Origin of the sequence: Thalassospira sp. NFXS8 (assembly GCF_040148805.1) — a bacterium.
In the GTDB taxonomy this organism is placed as follows: Bacteria; Pseudomonadota; Alphaproteobacteria; order Rhodospirillales; family Thalassospiraceae; genus Thalassospira.
This window is the reverse complement of the sequence record NZ_JAGEMF010000001.1, coordinates 105,060-123,800: the sequence shown is the minus strand read 5'-3', so window position 1 is coordinate 123,800 and position 18,741 is coordinate 105,060. Positions and strand designations below refer to the sequence as shown.

Here is an 18,741-nt window from a genome sequence, read left to right as displayed (position 1 = left end):
GTCCTGCAATAGGCCCCGATAGCACCGCGAACATCCTCAATAGATAAGACGTTATTGCCGCGCTGCAATGCTGCCCGCGCGGCAATAACAATCAGGCACTGTTTTCAACGTCCGTGCGGCGCTCCGCATGGATCAAAAGCGGCTTGGCCTTGCCTTCAACCACATCACGATTGATGACAATTTCCTCGACGCTATCCATCGACGGCAGATCGAACATGGTATCAAGCAAAATGCCTTCCATAATCGAACGCAAGCCACGGGCGCCCGTTTTACGTTCAATCGCCTTGCCGGCAATCGCCACCAGCGCATCATCCTGGAAGGTCAGCTTGACATCTTCCATATCGAACAAACGCTGATATTGCTTGCTGAGCGCGTTTTTCGGCTCTGTCAGGATCTTGACCAGGGCTTCCTCGTCCAGGTCTTCCAACGTTGCCAAAACCGGCAAACGACCGATGAACTCGGGAATAAGGCCGAATTTCAGCAAGTCTTCGGGTTCAACAGCCCGTAACACGTCGCCTGTGCGACGTTCATCAGGGCTTCGCACGTCAGCGCCAAAGCCGATACCGGCCCCTTTGCCACGCTGCGAAATAACCTTGTCCAGCCCGGCGAAAGCACCGCCAACAATGAACAGGATATTGGTCGTGTCGACCTGCAAAAATTCCTGTTGCGGATGCTTGCGACCACCTTGCGGCGGCACAGATGCAACGGTGCCTTCCATAATTTTCAGCAAGGCCTGCTGCACACCCTCACCCGACACGTCACGGGTGATGGACGGATTATCGGATTTTCGCGAAATCTTATCGACTTCGTCAATGTAAACGATGCCACGCTGGGCCCGTTCAACATTATAATCTGCTGACTGAAGAAGCTTCAGAATGATGTTTTCAACATCTTCACCCACATAACCGGCTTCGGTCAGGGTTGTGGCATCTGCCATTGTGAAGGGAACATCAAGAATCCGCGCAAGCGTCTGGGCGAGCAAAGTCTTGCCACAACCGGTTGGACCAACCAGCATGATATTTGACTTTGCCAGTTCGATGTCTTCGTTCTTGCTGGCATGGTTCAGGCGTTTGTAGTGGTTGTGAACAGCCACTGACAACACCTTCTTTGCATGGCCCTGACCGATGACGTAATCATCGAGAACCTTACAAATCTCTTGCGGAGAAGGCACCCCATCAGCGGACTTTACAAGATGGGTTTTGTGCTCTTCGCGGATGATGTCCATGCACAGTTCGACGCATTCATCGCAGATGAAGACAGTCGGCCCGGCGATGAGCTTACGCACCTCGTGCTGGCTCTTTCCACAGAAAGAACAATACAAAGTGTTCTTGGAGTCTCCGCTATTCGATTTGCTCATACAAACCCCAATGATGTTTGACGTTATCTGTTATCGCCATGTTAGCCGGGAAAGCATACCGATCTCAACGATTAATCGGCCCCTTCCAGCTTGCGGCCATGTCTTTGATATAGGATGAACAGGCTAAAAGTGAAGCCTGCCCTGTTCACAAAACGTTCATCCGGTGGCAGATGTTCCATCTGCGCCGGGTTTCATCGTCCTGTAACTTACATGTCTAGGACTTTCAGGCGAAACCACGCAAGACATAAAAAACGCCCCGGTCAGAAAACCGGGGCGTTTCAAAATTACACCGATTAAACGAAATCAGTCTTTTTTATCGCTTTCCGGCTTGGGACGCGACGTAACCACCTCATCGATCAGGCCAAATTCCTTGGCTTGATCAGGAGTTAAAAAGTTATCGCGCTCCATCGAATCTTCGATGGTTTTAATATCACGGCCGGTATGCTCGACATAAATTTCGTTCAGGCGATGGCGCAGAGCCAGAATTTCGCGGGCATGGATTTCGATATCCGACGCCTGCCCCTGGAAACCACCTGACGGCTGATGGATCATGATCCGCGCATTTGGCAAGCTGTAACGCTTGCCTTTTGCACCCGCCATCAACAGCAGCGACCCCATCGAGGCAGCCTGCCCCATACATACGGTCGACACATCACAACGGATATATTGCATGGTATCGTAAATCGCCAGGCCGGATGTCACCACCCCGCCCGGAGAATTGATGTACAGGGAAATATCCTTGTCCGGATTTTCCGATTCGAGATGCAGTAGCTGGGCACAAATCAAGGACGACATGCCGTCATGGACCTGGCCATTGATGAACACGATCCGCTCTTTGAGCAGGCGGGAAAAGATGTCATAGGCCCGTTCCCCGCGGCTGGTCTGTTCAACCACCATCGGTACAAGCGAGTTCATCTGCTCTTCAATCATCAACCGCAATCTCCTTGCTGCAACTTTGTCTGCTTATCGGCAGATTACTCTTCGCCTTCGTCAGCAGCCTTTTTCTTGGCAGCCGGCTTTTTCGCCGCAGCTTTCTTGGCCGGAGCCTTCTTCTTGGCGTCGGCTTTCGGCGCGTCGTCTTCCTCTTCCGGTTTCAGAAGTTCTTCAACCGTAACGGTCTTTTCTTCAACCTTGGCAAGTTCGACGATGTAATCCACCACCTTGTCTTCATATACAGGGCCCTGAAGCGCCTGCAAGGCCTGCGGGTTATTTTTGTAGAATTCAATAACCTGCTGTTCCTGACCCGGATATTTCTGGGCTTCGGCAACCAGTACCTTGTTGATGTCGTCCTGGGTGATCTGAATGTTGTTGTTGCGGCCAACTTCAGCCAGCAACAGCCCCAGCAAAACACGACGTTCTGCAATTTCGCGGAACTCTTCGGTCAGCTCTTCTTCAGATTTGCCCTTGGTTTCGTCATCTTCCTGGCCAGCTTCACGTGCCTGTTTGATCTGACCGATAATACCGGTCAGTTCATTCTCAACCAGGCTGGACGGCAGATCAAAGCTGTGATTGTCAGCCAGTTGATCAAGCAGATCGCGTTTCATTTTCTGACGCGCAACCGACTCGTATTCCCGACCAAAATCCTTGCGGATCGCTTCTTTGAGGGACTCAAGGGTGTCCTGACCCAGCTTCTTGGCGAGTTCATCGTCAATTTCAGCCGGTTTCTTTTCCTTGATTTCCTTGACGGTCACATCGAACTCGGCGTCTTTGCCTGCCAGTTCGTCAGAACCGTAATTCTCAGGGAAGGTCACCTTGACAACGGTTTCGTCGCCAGCATTTGCACCGGTCAACTGGTCTTCGAAACCTTCAATGAAAGTGCCTGAACCCAGTTCCAGTTCGTAATCCTCGGCTTTGCCGCCTTCAAAAGGCTCGCCGCCAACTTTGCCAAGGAAATCAATGACAAGAACGTCACCGGTTTTGGACTTGCGCTTGCGCTTCAGAGCTTCGGTGGTGCCCTGTGCAGCAGCGATACGGTCCAGGGTTTCGGTAACCTTGGCGTCGTCAAGTTCAACAACTTCACGGGTCAGGTTCAGCTTGGAGAAATCCATCGGCTCAATCGCCGGAATGACTTCTACCGAAATGTCATATTCAAGGTCTTTGCCTTCATCAAAGGCAGTGACTTCAATTTTCGGCTGAACAGCCGGGCGCAATTCGTTGTCAGCCAGAACCTTGCTGGTGCTTTCATTTACAGCAGCTTCAAGGACTTCACCCATAACGGATTTGCCATAACGCTGACGCAAAAGTTTGGCCGGAATTTTACCAGGGCGGAAACCCGGAAGCCGAACCTGGCTTTTGATTTCTTCCAGCTTGGCATTAACCTGTTCTTCGATTGTAGCGGCCGGCACAACGACCTTGAATTCGCGCGCCAGGCCTTCATTTTTGGTTTCTGTAACCTGCATGGATAACTCTTTTGCTTAGGTTCGAATAATGTCCGTTACGCGACGTCGTCCGGACGTCAGAAGTCAATATGACTTAACGAATAGCTTTTTTTATTTTCCAGTTTGCAAATGGTACGGGCGAAGGGACTCGAACCCCCACGGATCTCTCCACTGGAACCTAAATCCAGCGCGTCTACCAATTCCGCCACGCCCGCACAAATGCATACCTCCCGCACCGGAAAAACCGGTGTGGGTGCGCCTTAATACAAACTTCGATCCCCTCATGCAAGCGTCGCCTGAGGTCTTCAGAGCAAAGCAGGCAAATAATAACGCCCGGATGGGGCAAAAAGACCCTCAAAGCCCGGTTTTACCCCGCAAGACGCCTGACATTGCCTGATGCCGCAATTTTTCCCGCGCCAATATAATTTTCATGATTTTTTTCAATTTCCGACGCCTGATACAGGTAATTAACCATCAAACCAAACGACTGTTCCTGCCCGGCAAGGGCACTGTTGGCATCCAGATTAAGCCGTTCCACCCTGGCACCATTGGTAAGATGAAAGTGAGCAACAGGGTCCAGCGCCGTATTTCGGCCTGGCCGGCGCTCGTTTAACAAATAATGTGCCACCAACCGCAACAAGGCCGGCCGGGCCGTTGCTGAAATTTCTTTCAGATCTCCTTGGTGTTCACGGTGCCCAACACCATTGGCAGCAACAAGCGGCGCACAAATAGCAAGGTCTTGCAAAACATTTTCGGGCACTGAAACAGCCGGTTTGGCATCCTCGCCTGAAATCGTTTTAACAGCCTTGCCCCCCGGATCCTTTTTATCGGGTGCAGGGGCCTGTATATGTTGTGATGCCTCCAGCTGGGCGTTAATGCGCATCATCCAGCGCCGAAACCCCGGAATGGGCGACAATGTTGCAAACTGCCGCAAATTGGGCAGGTCCCGTTGGAGCTCTGATACCACTCGTTTGATCAAAAAATCCCCAAAGCTGATACCGGCCAGGCCCGACTGCGCGTTGGAAATGGAATAGAATATTGCGGTATCCACTTTGGACGGATCAGCAGCTTCGCTTGTCAGATCGCGATCAATCAGGACATCAACATTGTCAGCAATACCTGACACCAAGGCAACCTCGACAAAGATCAACGGCTCGTCTGGCATTCCGGGATGAAAAAAGGCAAAGCAGCGCCGATCCTGTGCCAACCTGCTTTTCAAATCCTCCCAACTGCGAATCTGATGCACAGCTTCATATGCAATCAGTTTTTCCAGCAAGGATGCCGGAGAATTCCAGGTAATCTGATGAAGTTCGAGAAAGCCGATATCAAACCAGCTTGCCAGCAATGTTTTTAGATCCTGCTCTAACAATGACAGGCCCGGCGCTTCGCCCCGCCAGCGTAACAGATCTGCCCGCAAATCAACCAGAAACTTAACACCCTGCGGCAATGAATTGAATTCTTGTAATAATTTCCGATAAGGCGGCACAAGCTCAAACCGCATTTGTCCTTCAAGCATGGTGCGTTCGGCCATATCGTCAGCCTGCTGCCAGTCTGTCATCAGGGCGGTGAGTTTGCCACGATCAACATCAAACTCATTGATCAAAAGATGTAAAAACTCTTTGCGGCCTGCCTCGTCAAGACGCAGAAAATCATGCCCCAACTCTGCCGCGCGAGACCGCGCCGAAACTGCCCCGCCCCGATGCGCCAGGCAATCGGCAACCTGGCGGCGCCAATGATCCTTGCGCGCAGACTCGTCGTCAAATCCCAAACTGCGAACGACGGGGTTTTCGCGAATTTCTCGCCAAAGCTGACGAATGTTATCAAACGTGCGATCAATAAAAGTCTGGTTCATTCAATTTCCGATCATGCATAAGGGCGGCAACCAGGATTTCGCCAGCATCCCGTACAAAATTGAAATCACAAAGGCACCAGCAGGCAATATAAAGGCCTGTGTTCTTGCATTGCAAAACCTGCTTTCGCAAAGTCGGCGCAAACTGATTATGCTCATACCAACAAGCGCGCCTCTGAGTTTGTGCGCCCTTATGCGTCCATCCTGCCTTGCCATAGCTTTGCAAGCAAAACCGGCAGTGCGTCGGGAATGTCTTCCGCGATAAGACCCGGCCCAAAATTATGGCCCGCCTGCCCGTGCAGCCACACCGCCATCGATGTGGCCTCAAAGGCAGGCATACCCTGTGCCAGCAAGCCAATCACCATACCGGCCAAAACATCGCCGCTGCCTGCTGTTGCCAGCCAGGGTGCAAAAACATCGTTAATTGTAACCCGGCCGTCTGGTGCCGCCACCACCGTATCCGCACCTTTTAAAACAATGACTGCACCGCTTCGCTTGGCAGCGGCACGGGCGCGCGTCACCTTGTCGCCGGTCATGTCGGCAAACAGGCGGCCAAATTCACCTTCATGCGGGGTCATTACGGTTGGCCCCTGCACGGCAAAAAACAGTGTGCTGGGCTCATCGGCAAAGCTGGTTAAGGCATCAGCATCAAGTACGCAGGCCCGCGCGCAATGTAAGGCATGAACAACCCGCTTGCGGGTATCGTCGCCCACCCCGGCACCCGGGCCAATCAGCACACCATTATGGCGGCAATCCTGCATCAGGTCTTCAAACCGGGCAATCGGGGCAACCATCACCCCCGGCGCATCCTGAGCATAAAGCGGTAATACCGCCGGTTCGGCCAATACTGTTAACAAACCGGCACCAGCCCGGCGCGCGGCCCGCGCGGCAAGGCGGGTGGCCCCGGTGGCATGTGCTCCGCCCAACGCCAGCACATGCCCGCGGTTATATTTATGACCGGCAATACCCGGCCACGGAATATGTCGGGCCCACAAACGAGGATTGTTGATAAAAATATCCGGGTGCAAGGACGCCACTGTTTTATCGCTAATGCCGATATCCGCCACAACCCGTTCGCCGCACATCTCACGTCCGGGCAGCAAATAGTGACCGGGCTTTGGCCGGCAAAACGTCACTGTCAGGTCGGCCTCAATTGCAACGCCGCGCACGGCCCCTGATACACCATCAATACCGCTGGGCATATCAACGGCAACAACACTAACGTTGCTATCATTTACAGCATGCACCAGTTCAGCCATATCACCGGTTATATCCCGCGACAGCCCGGCACCAAAAATGCAGTCCACAATCAGGTCCGCGCCCACAAGCAACGCGGGTGATAACAGCTCCGCAACACCCTGCCATTTTTCGGCATTCAATGCTGCGTCCCCTGTCAGGTCAGCAAGTTGGCCAAACAGGCCCAAACGAACGTGCCAGCCTTGTGCACGTAACAACCGGGCAACGACAAAACCATCGCCGCCATTATTGCCTGGCCCACATAAAACCGATACAGAACAGGGAGAAAAACGCTGCAAAATCGCATCGACCACAGCCTGACCAGCATTTTCCATTAAAGCCTCGCCCGCAAGCCCATTTTCAATGGTGCGTTTATCGGCTTCATACATTTGTGCGATCGTCAAAATTTCGCTCATCACGGCCCCGGTTTTAAAATTTCTTTGACCTTGCAACAGCCCGAAAGCACAGCCGTTTCTGACAACACAGTTACGCATTGCCACTGGTAGCTATTTGTTTTCCCAATGCGTATATTGCCCCCGCGCATATGATTCTGCCAATTAAATCCACGCGAACAAGGCAATTCCGGCATGCATGTTGTTGTATTGGGGGCGGGCGTCATCGGGACGACCGCCGCCTATTATCTTTTGCAAAATGGCCATCAGGTTAGCATCATAGATCGCCAGCCTATGGCTGCACAGGAAACCAGTTTTGCCAATGGCGGGCAAATTTCGGCATGTCATGCAACCCCGTGGGCTACCCCTGAAACGCCGTGGCAAAGTTTGAAATGGCTGGGCCGCGAAGATGCGCCATTATTATTCAGATTACGGTTTGACCCACAGCTATTTGCCTGGGGTTTGCGTTTTTTGCGCAATTGCGGCCCTGACCGTACCCGCCAGAACATTGAAAAATCACTGCGCCTGGCAATCTATAGCCGCGACTGTATCAAGGAATTGCGCCACAATCTTGGCCTGGAATATGACAATCTGTCAAAAGGCATTTTGCATATCTGCCGCGATGAAAAGGAAATGAACAAAGTTTCCCAATCATCTGAAATCATGAAACAATTTGGGTTAAAACGACACGTTGTCAATGCACGCGAATGCCTTGAAATTGAACCCGCACTTCAAGCTGCAGCACACCAGATCATCGGCGGCAGTTTTTCACCCGACGATGAAAGCGGAGATGCGCAAAAATTTACCACAGAGCTGGCAAAAATCTGTCGCAACATGGGCGCTGTGTTTCATTATAATACATCCATTCATTCGATTGGAAAAAGCGGTTCGGCGATTGACCATATTCGCACCGATAGTGGCGAAGTCCGCGGGGATTGTTATCTGGTTTGTCTGGGCAGTTTCAGTCCGCTTCTGACAAAACCCCTGGGCATCAAATTACCCATTTACCCTTGTAAGGGTTATTCAATTACAATTGATACCAGCGGACACGAAAGCCACGCACCTTCCGTCAGCCTGATTGATGACAGCGTTAAAATGGTATATTCGCGCCTGGGCAACCGTTTGCGGGCCGCCGGCACCGCTGAACTGGACGGGTATTCCCTGCGTATGTCACATCGGCGTCAGCAATTAATTGCTAACAAAGCCTTCGATCTTTTTCCACAATGCGGAAAACGTGAGGATATTACCTATTGGAGTGGCCTAAGGCCCGTTACCCCCGATTCTGCCCCTGTGCTTGGGCCAACGAAATATGATAACCTTTATCTTAATACGGGGCATGGAACGCTGGGCTGGACCATGAGTTGCGGTTCAGGAAAGGCGATAGCAGACCTGATATCAGGCAAAACCCCGGAAATTTCGTTGGGCGGCCTGAACGTGGATCGTTTCTGATCCGAAATTTTTCGTAAGCTGGGGTTTTACGATGAGTGCCAACCAATCGAAAAATTATGGCAAAACAACCGGCCCAATCGAAAATAATGCCCTGCTGCTGGCACTGCCATATGGGGCCGCAATTTGCCTGCGCGATGGTAAAGTCCTTCAAGCCAACAATGCACTTGGGCAAATTCTGGGCATCAGCGCCGAAGACCTTCTTCATCACAAGGCATCATTTCTGTCGCAAGGCATCGTAGATGACCTGGAACATATCTTTGCATCCGGCCGGTTTTGGTGTGGCGACATCACGGTTGTGAATGCAGCACACCAAAACGTTCCTTGTCGGCTAACGATTTCAGCACTTGAATGGATAGCGGAAAATCAAAGTGTACCAGCGGTTTTGCTTACATTGATGGAAAACAGCAACAACCGCATCGCAGAACAAAACCTGCTAGCCCATAATCAGGACCGGAACGACGTAAACGCCACCAAAACCGACTTTCTGGCCAATATGGGTCATGAATTGCGCACCCCGTTAAATGCGATTATCGGCAATTCCGAGCTGATCGCCGAGGCTATATTGGGCGATATAACGCAAACCTACCGCGAATGCGGGCAAGATATTCACGAAGCCGGAACCCATTTGCTATCGTTGGTCAACGATGTTCTTGACACGGCAAAAATGAACGACGGGGCGATGACAATCAAACCTGAGTCAAACAATGCCGTGACGATTGCACGTGAAGCCATCAAATTGGTAGCTGACGATTTCAACCGTCGCCGACATGTTTTAACATTAAACCTGCCCGATCAAACCATTGCCATTAACTGTGACCGTTTGAAATTAAAGCAGATCCTGATCAATATTTTAACCAATGCCGGAAAATACACCCCGGATGGCGGTGAAATTTCCCTTGAACTGCGTACAACTGCGAACGAAGCCATTTTTACCATTACCGATACCGGTGTCGGTATTGCCCCACAGGATATACCTCGCGCCCTGACCCGTTTTTCGCAGCTCCATCCCAAAGGCATCAAGGAAAGCGCCGGAACAGGACTTGGGTTGCCACTGGCAAAAATGCTTACAGAACTGCATGGTGGACGCTTTATCATTGAAAGCAAGCCCGGCTACGGCACTGCCGTTAAAATATGCCTGCCAATGCCGCACGCCGGGTAAGCCCCTGAAATCTGCCGGGTAGCAGGTTTTCCATAGGGCAAAATCAGGTTTTATTTTTCAGCCTGTGCGGCTGCATTCATTTGATCATTCCGTTTGCGAATTTCATCGGGCCAACGGCTTTTAATATAGGACAGCACATCAACAATATCGTCATCCGACAATGTACCTTCAAATGCCGGCATCGTGCTTTGATAGCCATTTCCAACCATTTTAGCCGGACCGTATTTGGTCAGATCAAACAGCATATCATCAGGGTGATGCCATGTATGGCCGCTGGCATCATGGGGCGGAGCCGGTAACAAACCATCAGGTCTGCGTTTTTGCCAATTTGCCTCGCCTTCCAGCTTATCGCCATGGCAGGATGCGCAATTGGCATCGTAAATTTTTTTGCCTGCCGCCACCAGATGCAGGTCTGATGCATCAATATTTGCAGCTGGCGACTGTGATTGACCGGGTTTGAAATACTGATACCCGACAATAGCAAGCACGACTACGCCCAGCGCGATTGCACTGTAACCCCATTTGTTCTTCACAGGTTGTTTCTCTCTCTATTTTAGATAGTTCCAGTTTACACCGGGCATTAACGGGTATGGCCCCGTTGCCATATCATACTGACGGACCGGCCAAATCCTCGATAATCGGGCAATCAGGCCGGTCATCGCCATGACATTGATGCACCAGATGACGCAATGTCGTCTGAAGGCTCTTTAGTTCTGCAATTTTACGGTCAATATCGTCGAGATGCGCTTTTGCAATCTGGCGTACATCAGCAGATGCGCGATTGTGATCCTCATATAAGGACAACAGCGTCCTGCAATCCTCTATCGAAAAGCCCAAACCGCGCGATCGCTGCAAAAACCGCAATTTATGCAAATCCTGATCACTGTAATCACGATATCCGTTGGCAAGGCGCCCCGGGTGAACCAACCCGATTTCTTCGTAATAGCGAATGGTTTTCGCAGGCAGGCCACTGTCCTGTGCGGCATCGGAAATATTCATTTTTGCCCTCCCTCATTGCGCACATGCCAGCGTCGCAACATCAATGAATTGGTCACAACCGACACCGAACTTAACGCCATCGCTGCCCCTGCAATCGCCGGGCTTAAAATACCAAATGCTGCAAGCGGTACCCCGATCACGTTGTAACCAAATGCCCAGAACAGGTTTTGTGTAATCTTGCGTCGGGTAGCGATGGAAATATCAATCGCCCCGGCCACCAATGCCGGGTCTGATCGCATCAGGGTAATGCCGGCCGTTTCCATGGCAACGTCAGTGCCGCCCCCCATCGCAATGCCGACATCTGCCGCGGCCAATGCGGGGGCGTCATTAATACCATCACCCACCATCGCAACATGACGGCCTTCCTTGCGCAGTTTTTCAACTTCACGGGCCTTGTCTTGCGGACGAATGCGCCCACGCCAGCTATCCATGCCAATTTCCTGTCCAACATGGGCGGCAACGTCTTCGGCATCGCCCGACAACATAATGCTGACAATACCGCGCTGCTTGAGGTGTTTAACGGCGGCAATGGCACTTTCGCGAATTTTATCTTCCAGGGTCAGATATCCGGCAAACTTGCCGTCCACAGCCACCAGTACAACTGTTCTGCCCTTGTGTTCTGCATCGCCAATAGCCCTGGCTATATCGGCCTCGGGCAATGTTGCGTTATTATCGCGTAACAAGGCTTCCGTCCCAATCAGAACCGGTCGACCATCGACTGTACCGCTAACACCGGCACCCGTCGTACTTTTAAAATTATCGACATTGGCCAGTTTCAAATCATCGTCATTTGCGGCCTGCACCACGGCGTGGGCCAATGGATGTTCACTTGCTCGCTGAAGCGACGCCGCCAGACGCAGCAGTTCAGTTTTGTTGCCAAAATCATGGGCTGGAACAACATCATGAACCGTCGGCACCCCTTCAGTAAGCGTACCTGTTTTATCAAAAATCACGGCATCGACATTATGGGCCTGTTCAAGCGCTTCAAAATTGCGGATCAGAATACCAGCCTTTGCTGCCGCCCCTGTTCCAGCAACCAAAGCCGTTGGCGTTGCCAGGCCCAAGGCACACGGACAGGCAATTACCAACACCGACACAGATGCAACAATCGCTGCCTCAAGGCCAAACCCCGCGATCAACCACCCGGCAAGTGTTAACAAGGCAATCACAATAATGACGGGCACAAAAACAGCAGCTACCTTGTCAACCATTTGCTGCACCGGGGCTTTGCCCGTTTGGGCCTGCTCTACCAGCCGGATAATCCGCGACAAAGTCGTATCTTCGCCAACCGCATTTACCCGGATGTCAATGCGCCCTGTCCCGTTAACAGCGCCGCCAACAACCACGTCACCTGTGCTGCGTAATACAGGCCGTGTTTCGCCGGTAATCAATGATTCATCAATTTCGCTTTCCCCGGCAACCACCTCACCATCAATAGGCAGTTTTTCACCAGGACGCACGCGTACGACGTCGTCAACGTTCAAATCATCAACAGAAACCTCGGTTTCTGCACCCGTTTCAACATCCAGCCTGCGCGCCTTGCGTGGGCGTAGCGCCATCAATTCACGAATGGCGGCCGACGCCCCACGCTTGGCGCGTTCTTCCATAATCTTACCCCCCAGGATCAGGGTAATGATCGTGGCTGATGCCTCAAAATACAGGTGCCCTGCCCCGCTTATGCCAGATTGCACCATATTATAAAGGCTCAGAAAATAGGCTGCCGACGTACCCAGTGCGACCAACACATCCATATTGGCTGCCCGGTTGCGCAATGCCAACCACGCCCCGCGGTAAAACCGCCAGCCAATGACAAACTGCACCGGTGTTGCCAAGGCAAGCTCAACCCAGGCGGACAGACGAAAATCAACCCCAAGATACATCCATATCATTTGTCCGATTAACGGCGCCGATAATATGATCGACGCAGCCAACCACCACAAAGCATGATCGGAGGTTTTTTCGGCCTTATTGTCATTAGACAGTTTTTGATTACGGGAAACTGCGTGATAGCCAGCTTTCTCAACCGCCGCAATCACCTGACGGTCACTTACCATTCCAGAAATCACTGAAATATCGGCCCGTTCCATCGCCAGATTAACCGTTGCTTCGGTCACACCGGGCAGTTTACCCAGCGCCTTTTCCACCCGTCCGGAACAGCTGGCACAAGTCATGCCATCAATATCATAGGCCAGCTTCTGTTCTGAAACACTATAGCCCGCGTTACGAATGGCGGATGCGACATCGCGAATTCCAGCCTTGCCATTTTCGTCAAACCGAACATGGGCGGTATTCATGGCCAGGTTGACATCCACCTCGCCAATACCATCGATCTTGTTGATCGCCTTCTCCACGCGCCCCGCACACGATGCACAGCTCATGCCGTCCACCTGTAACGTCACATCGCTGCCTTCACTCTGTGGCTTTGTCATTGCTGTCATCGCGAACACCTCGCTTTTTCAATATGTATGACAGCATAAAGTTTCCAGCGACAGGAAGGTCAAGCATTCTGTTAAAGTAAATTCGCCGCGGCGGGCCTGAACCACCACCTCCGATCACAAATGCCCTTTGTGTCCGTAAAACGGCCCCAATCAAAGGCGGGCTTCATATTGTACGTTTACAAAAATTTGCACCCAAAAACAGAAAGGGCCGCCAAATCTGGCAGCCCTTTCCTCGACACGTTATTTAACCGTCAGCCTTAGACTTAAGTGTAAGCCTTAGCCATGCGGCGAAGGTTCACCTACAGCGCGGAACTGAATGTAATTTTGAAGACCCATCATATCGATCAGGCGAATCTGCTGTTCGATCCAGTGCGCATGATCTTCCTCGCTATCGTCAAGAAGCTGAGTCAGAACATTACGGGTCTGATAGTCACCCTCGGCTTCGCAAACCTTGATGGATTCTTTAAGATACTTGATCACCATATATTCATGATCAAGATCGTTTTTCATCATTTCCGGGACGGTCTGGCCAACGCTAATCGGCGTACGCGATGCCGTATCGGGCACCCCTTCCAGAAACAAAATACGCTCGATCAAACGCTTGGCGTGATCAAGTTCTTCGTCTTTTTCATGATGCATCCGCTCATACAGGGCATGAAGCCCCCAATCGAGATACATTTCCGCATGGGTGTTATATTGGTCCGCAGCGGACAATTCGGCGGTTAATTGCCGATTAAGAATATCAATAACCTTCTGGCTGCCTTTCATGGCGCACGCTCCCTGAATGATTAGTCGCCGTCGCCTGAACGGCTCTGGATGTAATTCTGAACACCGACATTATCAAGCTGCCACTGCTCGGTTTCGAGCCAGTCGACATGCTCTTCCTGATCTTCCAGAAAAGAAACAAGCAAATCGCGGGTAACAAAGTCTTCTGCCTTTTCGCAGGCAGAAATAGCTTCACGCAGCAATGGCAACGCAGACAGCTCGTACTTCATGTCACATTCAACGATCTCGCCAACATTCTCGCCAATCAGCAATTTGTTGAGATTCTGCAAGTTCGGCAGCCCGTCAAGAAACAAAATGCGCTCGATCAAATCGTCGGCGCGCTTCATTTCCTTGATGGACAATTTGAATTCATATTCGCCCATTTCCGCGACACCCCAGTTTTTGAGCATGCGGGCGTGCAAAAAATATTGATTAATCGCGGTCAACTGGTTCGTGAGGATGCGATTAAGGTAACCAATGATCTGCCGATCACCTTTCATATTGGGTCTCCTCCATTTGGCTAACGCCTATTCTGGGAAGTAGCACCAATTAATTCAAGGGAAAACGACGTCATTGATTACCACTATCAATAACTTAACGATTTTTTGCAAAACATGGTAAAGAATTTGTCGAAGTAAAAATCAATCTTAACAAACATCGTGCAAACAATTATCGTTACGCAGTTTGAGGATTATTTCATCGATACATCTGTTTAACTGGCGATGCGAATCGGAAGTATCATCTGACAGCCCCTCCGGGGGTGGGCTTGCAGGAAAGATAAGGTCAATTGTGGTCAATACCGATTAAAATATATGGATGGATGAAAATCTGAAACGGACGGTACCGATATCGTCATTTATATATGGTGCTGGCGCGCCGAAGGTGACCAGACATACAAAAAGCCGGGTCACAATGGCCCGGCTTCTGCATACAGCAGCCTACTAGTTAGACGCTGTCGATCTATTTCCGCCTGCTTAAGCGATCGCGTCACGTGCAGCTTTGCGTGCAACGTCTTTGATCTGCCAGCGGGAAATCCCGACATCATCCAAATCACGGCTGTCGAGATCGTAAAGTTCGTTCGCGACTGACCGTGCATAGGCCCAACGACGAACAGCAACGATGATACTGGACAAGAACATGTTGAACCTCCTGTGTTTCAAACTGATGAGCGCTCAAATCTCGGCTTCATTGTGTTGCCGGATGCGCTCTGCTCCGTTCTTCTGCGTTGCAATATGACGAAATTGATCAAACATCTCAATCCACCAAGATTGCATATCATCTGTTCCAAATAGTCATAATTGAATGGGTTCAATTAGATTTTGAACTACCTTTCCGTCCATAAACAACAGAAAAACAAGCCTTTTTTGCTTCTGCGCAATTATATCGCACTGCACCCACATTCGCTTCATTCCGTCGTCGCCCCTTGTACAATGAAATAAAAAGCCCTCTTTCCCCTCCCGTGACCTCGTCAAAGTGGAAACTTGCCTGCTCCCCAAAGTCGGCAACAAGGCGCTTGCAACTTTGGATCAGTGAACAAGTGAAGTTCATCTGACAGCGCAAAGAATGCTCCATCATCACAGATAAAATGTTAGCGCTATCATTTATTGTAACAGTTCGTTTCAAAATGGCGTCTGGCAATATTCTGTTACACCATTCGGGATGCAAAACCCGACTTCCCGTCGCATGGTCGCTACATCATAAAAAACGGGAGGAAAAAATGTATTCGCTTAAATCACGGTTCAACACGAAAACACTTGGCGCTATTCTTTGTGCAACAGCGCTGGTCACCCCGGCCCTCGCCCAGGCCGAACCAACAGTCGAAGTTTTGCACTACTGGACCTCGGGTGGAGAGGCCAAAGCCGCCGTTGCCCTAAAAAACGACTTTGAAGCCCATGGCGGCAAATGGATCGATAGCCCCGTGGCTGGTGGTGGCGGATCTGCCGCCATGACAGTATTGCGTTCCCGGGTTTTATCAGGGGATGCCCCAACCGCTGTACAATTAAAAAGCCCTGCGATCATGGAATGGGCTGAACAAGGGGCCCTTGCTAATCTCGATGACGTCGCCCAAAAAGAAAAATGGGACGAAATCCTGCCTAAACGCCTTAGCACCCTTATGAAATATGACGGGCATTATGTCGCCGTGCCGGTCAATATTCACCGCACAGATATGATATGGGCCAATCCCGAAGTTCTGGCCAAAGCCGGGACATCCGAAGTTCCCTCAAACTGGGAGGACTTCAACAAACTGGCCGAAAAGCTGCAGGCGCAAGGCATTGTCCCGCTGGCTCTTGGCGGGCAACCATGGCAGGAAACCATTCTGTTTGAAAATGTCGTTTTAGGTATTGGTGGTACCGGCTTCTATCAAAAGGCCCTTATTGAACAAGACGAAGACGCTCTGAAGTCTGACACCATGAAAAAGGTGTTCGACGAAATGCGCATTCTACGCGGTTTTGTCGATAATGACTTTTCCGGTCGTGACTGGAACCTGGCAACGGCCATGGTCATGAACGGCAAAGCCGCCATGCAAGTCATGGGAGATTGGGCGAAAGGCGAATTCATGGCAGCAGGGAAAGTCCCTGGTAAAGATTTCCTCTGTACGGCCACACCGTCAAACCATGGCTATCTGTTTAATACCGACAGCTTCGCCATGTTCCATGTCGAAGGCGCGGATAAGGTCGAGGGGCAAAACCTGCTTGCCAGTTTAATTCTGGGTCAAAAATTCCAGGAAACCTTTAACCTGCTTAAAGGCTCCATTCCGGCGCGCCTTGGCGTGCCGATGGATAAATTCGACGAATGCGCCCTGCAATCGGAAAAAGACATGCAGGCTTCGCAGGCATCTGACGGCTTTTTACCCTCGGTCGGTGTAGACATGGCGCTGCCGGGCAACCTGACAGGCGCCATTGTCGATACCGTTACAGCGCACTTTAATTCTGAAATGTCGTCGCAAGATGCTGTCGACAAACTGGTTCAGTCTCTTGAACTGGCAAAAGAATAAAATGTGATGTTGGTTCGCCGTAAGGGCCCTTAAATTTGCGAGGAAGCCCTGACCGGCGAACCACTCTGTTATATGTAGTGTAAAACGCCTACCCGCTTCGGCTCATTGCACGATAACAACAGAAAACCGGCACCTGCCGCATTTATTCCCACACGTGCAAACTACCATTCTGTAAAATGCACTAATCAACATTGCCTGAATCCCATTATAATCATGATGAAATTGTATTTTTTGTAACAATACATTTCAAATCCATATCCAGAAACGACCTGTTACAGTTTTGTGGATGCAATAAAGGCCCTCTCGCAGCATGGTGTCGCTGCAATTGGTTTAAAACCAGGGAGGAAACCCTAAATGAAACTTAGCAAATCCATTCTCGCTGCCAGTGTCGGTATTGCCGCACTTGCTTCTGCATCGTTGGCACATGCAGAACCGACCGCCGAAGTCCTGCATTGGTGGACTTCGGGCGGAGAAGCAAAAGCTGTTGCAGCCCTGAAAAAGGATTTCGAGGAACACGGTGGCAAATGGCAGGACAGCCCGGTAGCGGGCGGCGCTGGTGATGCTGCAATGACTGTTCTGCGGTCACGCGTTCTTTCCGGCGATGCCCCAAGTGCCGTACAGCTTAAAGGCCCGTCCATTCAGGAATGGGCCGAACAGGGCGCACTGGCAAACCTGGATGATGTCGCAAAAAAAGAAAATTGGGATGAAGTCATTCCCAAGCGTATCCAGGACATCATGAAATATGAAGGCGACTATGTCGCCGTTCCGGTGAACATTCACCGGGTCAACTGGATTTGGTCAAACCCGGAACTGCTGGCAAAAGTCGGTGCGAAGGAAGGACCGAAAACCTGGGCAGAATTCAACACCTTGGCAGACAAACTGAAAGCTGCCGGCATTACGCCGCTGGCGCACGGTGGTCAGCCGTGGCAGGACGCGACGATTTTTGAAACCGTCGTCCTTGGCATGGGTGGTCCGGAATTCTTCCAGAAAGCTCTGGTAGACCTCGACGAAGACGCACTCAAATCTGACACCATGAAAAAAGTGTTCGACGAAATGCGTCAGATCCGCGGTTATGTTGATCCGGACTTCCCGGGTCGTGACTGGAACCTGGCAACGGCCATGGTTATGAATGGCAAAGCCGCCATGCAAATCATGGGCGACTGGGCAAAAGGCGAATTCCTTGCAGCGGGTAAAGTCCCGGGCAAAGACTTCCTTTGCTCTGCAACCCCGGCTGATAATGGCAATGGCTTCCTGTTTAACACTGACAGCTTTGCAATGTTCAAAGTTGACGGCGAAGACAAAATCGAAGGTCAAAAACTTCTGGCCGAGCTGATCGTAGGCAAAAAATTCCAGAAAACCTTCAACCTTCTCAAGGGTTCGATCCCGGCACGTACCGGTGTATCACTGGATGATTTTGACGATTGCGCCAAAAAATCGGCTGCCGACATGGCTGCTGACGAAAAAACCGGTGGTTTCCTGCCGTCAATGGCACATGGCATGGCACTGCCCGGTCATCTCTCGGGCGCCATTGTTGACGTCGTAACGGCACACTTCAACTCTGATATGTCTTCGGACGAAGCGGTCAACCGCCTTGCTGAAGCAATCGAGCTTGCCAAAGACTGATCATAAGATCGCATCCGCATTGCCGATCTGGCAATAATCACTGGCCCCGAAACACGGTTTCGGGGCCAGCTTCCCTTATCTTTTAATTATTTTGAGGCAAA

Annotated in this window: 15 protein-coding genes and 1 tRNA gene; 4 read left to right on the top strand and 12 right to left on the bottom strand. The window is 51.1% G+C overall.

Translation table 11 applies throughout. The features are described from left to right. Nucleotides 1-91: 91 nt before the first annotated feature. From clpX to J4E05_RS00515, 6 genes are all read right to left on the bottom strand, one after another. Entirely contained in the window at nt 92-1,357 is a 1,266-nt protein-coding gene (clpX, locus tag J4E05_RS00540; protein WP_085592067.1) for an ATP-dependent Clp protease ATP-binding subunit ClpX, read from the bottom strand. A 303-nt stretch (nt 1,358-1,660) separates the two neighbouring features. Then, nucleotides 1,661-2,287, bottom strand: a complete 627-nt coding sequence (clpP, locus tag J4E05_RS00535; RefSeq protein WP_085583355.1) for an ATP-dependent Clp endopeptidase proteolytic subunit ClpP — start codon at nt 2,285-2,287, stop codon at nt 1,661-1,663. A 44-nt stretch (nt 2,288-2,331) separates the two neighbouring features. Next, nucleotides 2,332-3,756 (bottom strand): trigger factor, encoded by a 1,425-nt coding sequence (tig, locus tag J4E05_RS00530; protein WP_085592065.1) that lies wholly within the window; start codon nt 3,754-3,756, stop codon nt 2,332-2,334. Between the two features lie 109 nt (nt 3,757-3,865). Continuing rightward, nucleotides 3,866-3,950 (bottom strand) — tRNA-Leu (locus J4E05_RS00525). A gap of 152 nt (nt 3,951-4,102) precedes the next feature. Further along, complete coding sequence (locus J4E05_RS00520) at nt 4,103-5,587, bottom strand: malonyl-CoA decarboxylase (RefSeq protein ID WP_349591653.1); 1,485 nt, start codon at nt 5,585-5,587, stop codon at nt 4,103-4,105. A gap of 188 nt (nt 5,588-5,775) precedes the next feature. Beyond that, nucleotides 5,776-7,236 (bottom strand): NAD(P)H-hydrate dehydratase, encoded by a 1,461-nt coding sequence (locus J4E05_RS00515; protein WP_349591651.1) that lies wholly within the window; start codon nt 7,234-7,236, stop codon nt 5,776-5,778. 171 nt (nt 7,237-7,407) lie between these two features. Here J4E05_RS00515 and J4E05_RS00510 point away from each other — a divergent pair, with 171 nt between their 5' ends. Continuing rightward, nucleotides 7,408-8,661 (top strand): D-amino acid dehydrogenase, encoded by a 1,254-nt coding sequence (locus tag J4E05_RS00510; protein ID WP_349591649.1) that lies wholly within the window; start codon nt 7,408-7,410, stop codon nt 8,659-8,661. A 31-nt stretch (nt 8,662-8,692) separates the two neighbouring features. Continuing rightward, complete coding sequence (locus J4E05_RS00505; RefSeq protein WP_349591647.1) at nt 8,693-9,820, top strand: PAS domain-containing sensor histidine kinase; 1,128 nt, start codon at nt 8,693-8,695, stop codon at nt 9,818-9,820. A 50-nt stretch (nt 9,821-9,870) separates the two neighbouring features. Here J4E05_RS00505 and J4E05_RS00500 read toward each other — a convergent pair whose 3' ends face one another. The 6 genes from J4E05_RS00500 to J4E05_RS00475 all read right to left on the bottom strand — a co-directional run bounded on the left by J4E05_RS00500 (nt 9,871) and on the right by J4E05_RS00475 (nt 15,161). Beyond that, a complete protein-coding gene (locus tag J4E05_RS00500; protein WP_349591645.1) occupies nt 9,871-10,353 on the bottom strand; it encodes a c-type cytochrome in 483 nt (160 codons plus the stop codon). A gap of 73 nt (nt 10,354-10,426) precedes the next feature. Next, a complete protein-coding gene (gene cueR, locus J4E05_RS00495; RefSeq protein WP_349591644.1) occupies nt 10,427-10,819 on the bottom strand; it encodes a Cu(I)-responsive transcriptional regulator in 393 nt (130 codons plus the stop codon). Beyond that, entirely contained in the window at nt 10,816-13,257 is a 2,442-nt protein-coding gene (locus tag J4E05_RS00490; RefSeq protein WP_349591643.1) for a heavy metal translocating P-type ATPase, read from the bottom strand. The genes cueR and J4E05_RS00490 overlap by 4 nt, the downstream gene beginning before the upstream one ends. Before the next feature lie 276 nt (nt 13,258-13,533). Beyond that, a complete protein-coding gene (gene bfr, locus J4E05_RS00485) occupies nt 13,534-14,025 on the bottom strand; it encodes a bacterioferritin (RefSeq protein ID WP_085592052.1) in 492 nt (163 codons plus the stop codon). A 20-nt stretch (nt 14,026-14,045) separates the two neighbouring features. After that, the gene (gene bfr, locus J4E05_RS00480) at nt 14,046-14,522 is read right to left on the bottom strand and encodes a bacterioferritin (RefSeq protein ID WP_349591640.1); all 477 of its coding nucleotides are present in this window, start codon (nt 14,520-14,522) and stop codon (nt 14,046-14,048) included. 474 nt (nt 14,523-14,996) lie between these two features. Continuing rightward, the gene (locus tag J4E05_RS00475) at nt 14,997-15,161 is read right to left on the bottom strand and encodes a DUF1127 domain-containing protein (protein ID WP_085592048.1); all 165 of its coding nucleotides are present in this window, start codon (nt 15,159-15,161) and stop codon (nt 14,997-14,999) included. A 578-nt stretch (nt 15,162-15,739) separates the two neighbouring features. Between J4E05_RS00475 and J4E05_RS00470 the strand changes: the two genes are divergently transcribed. Both J4E05_RS00470 and J4E05_RS00465 read left to right on the top strand, forming a co-directional pair. Further along, nucleotides 15,740-17,017 (top strand): ABC transporter substrate-binding protein, encoded by a 1,278-nt coding sequence (locus J4E05_RS00470; protein WP_349591638.1) that lies wholly within the window; start codon nt 15,740-15,742, stop codon nt 17,015-17,017. A gap of 354 nt (nt 17,018-17,371) precedes the next feature. Continuing rightward, nucleotides 17,372-18,640 carry an ABC transporter substrate-binding protein gene (locus J4E05_RS00465; RefSeq protein WP_349591636.1) on the top strand — a complete coding sequence of 423 codons (1,269 nt, stop codon included), beginning with the start codon at nt 17,372-17,374 and terminating at the stop codon, nt 18,638-18,640. Nucleotides 18,641-18,741: the final 101 nt, after the last annotated feature.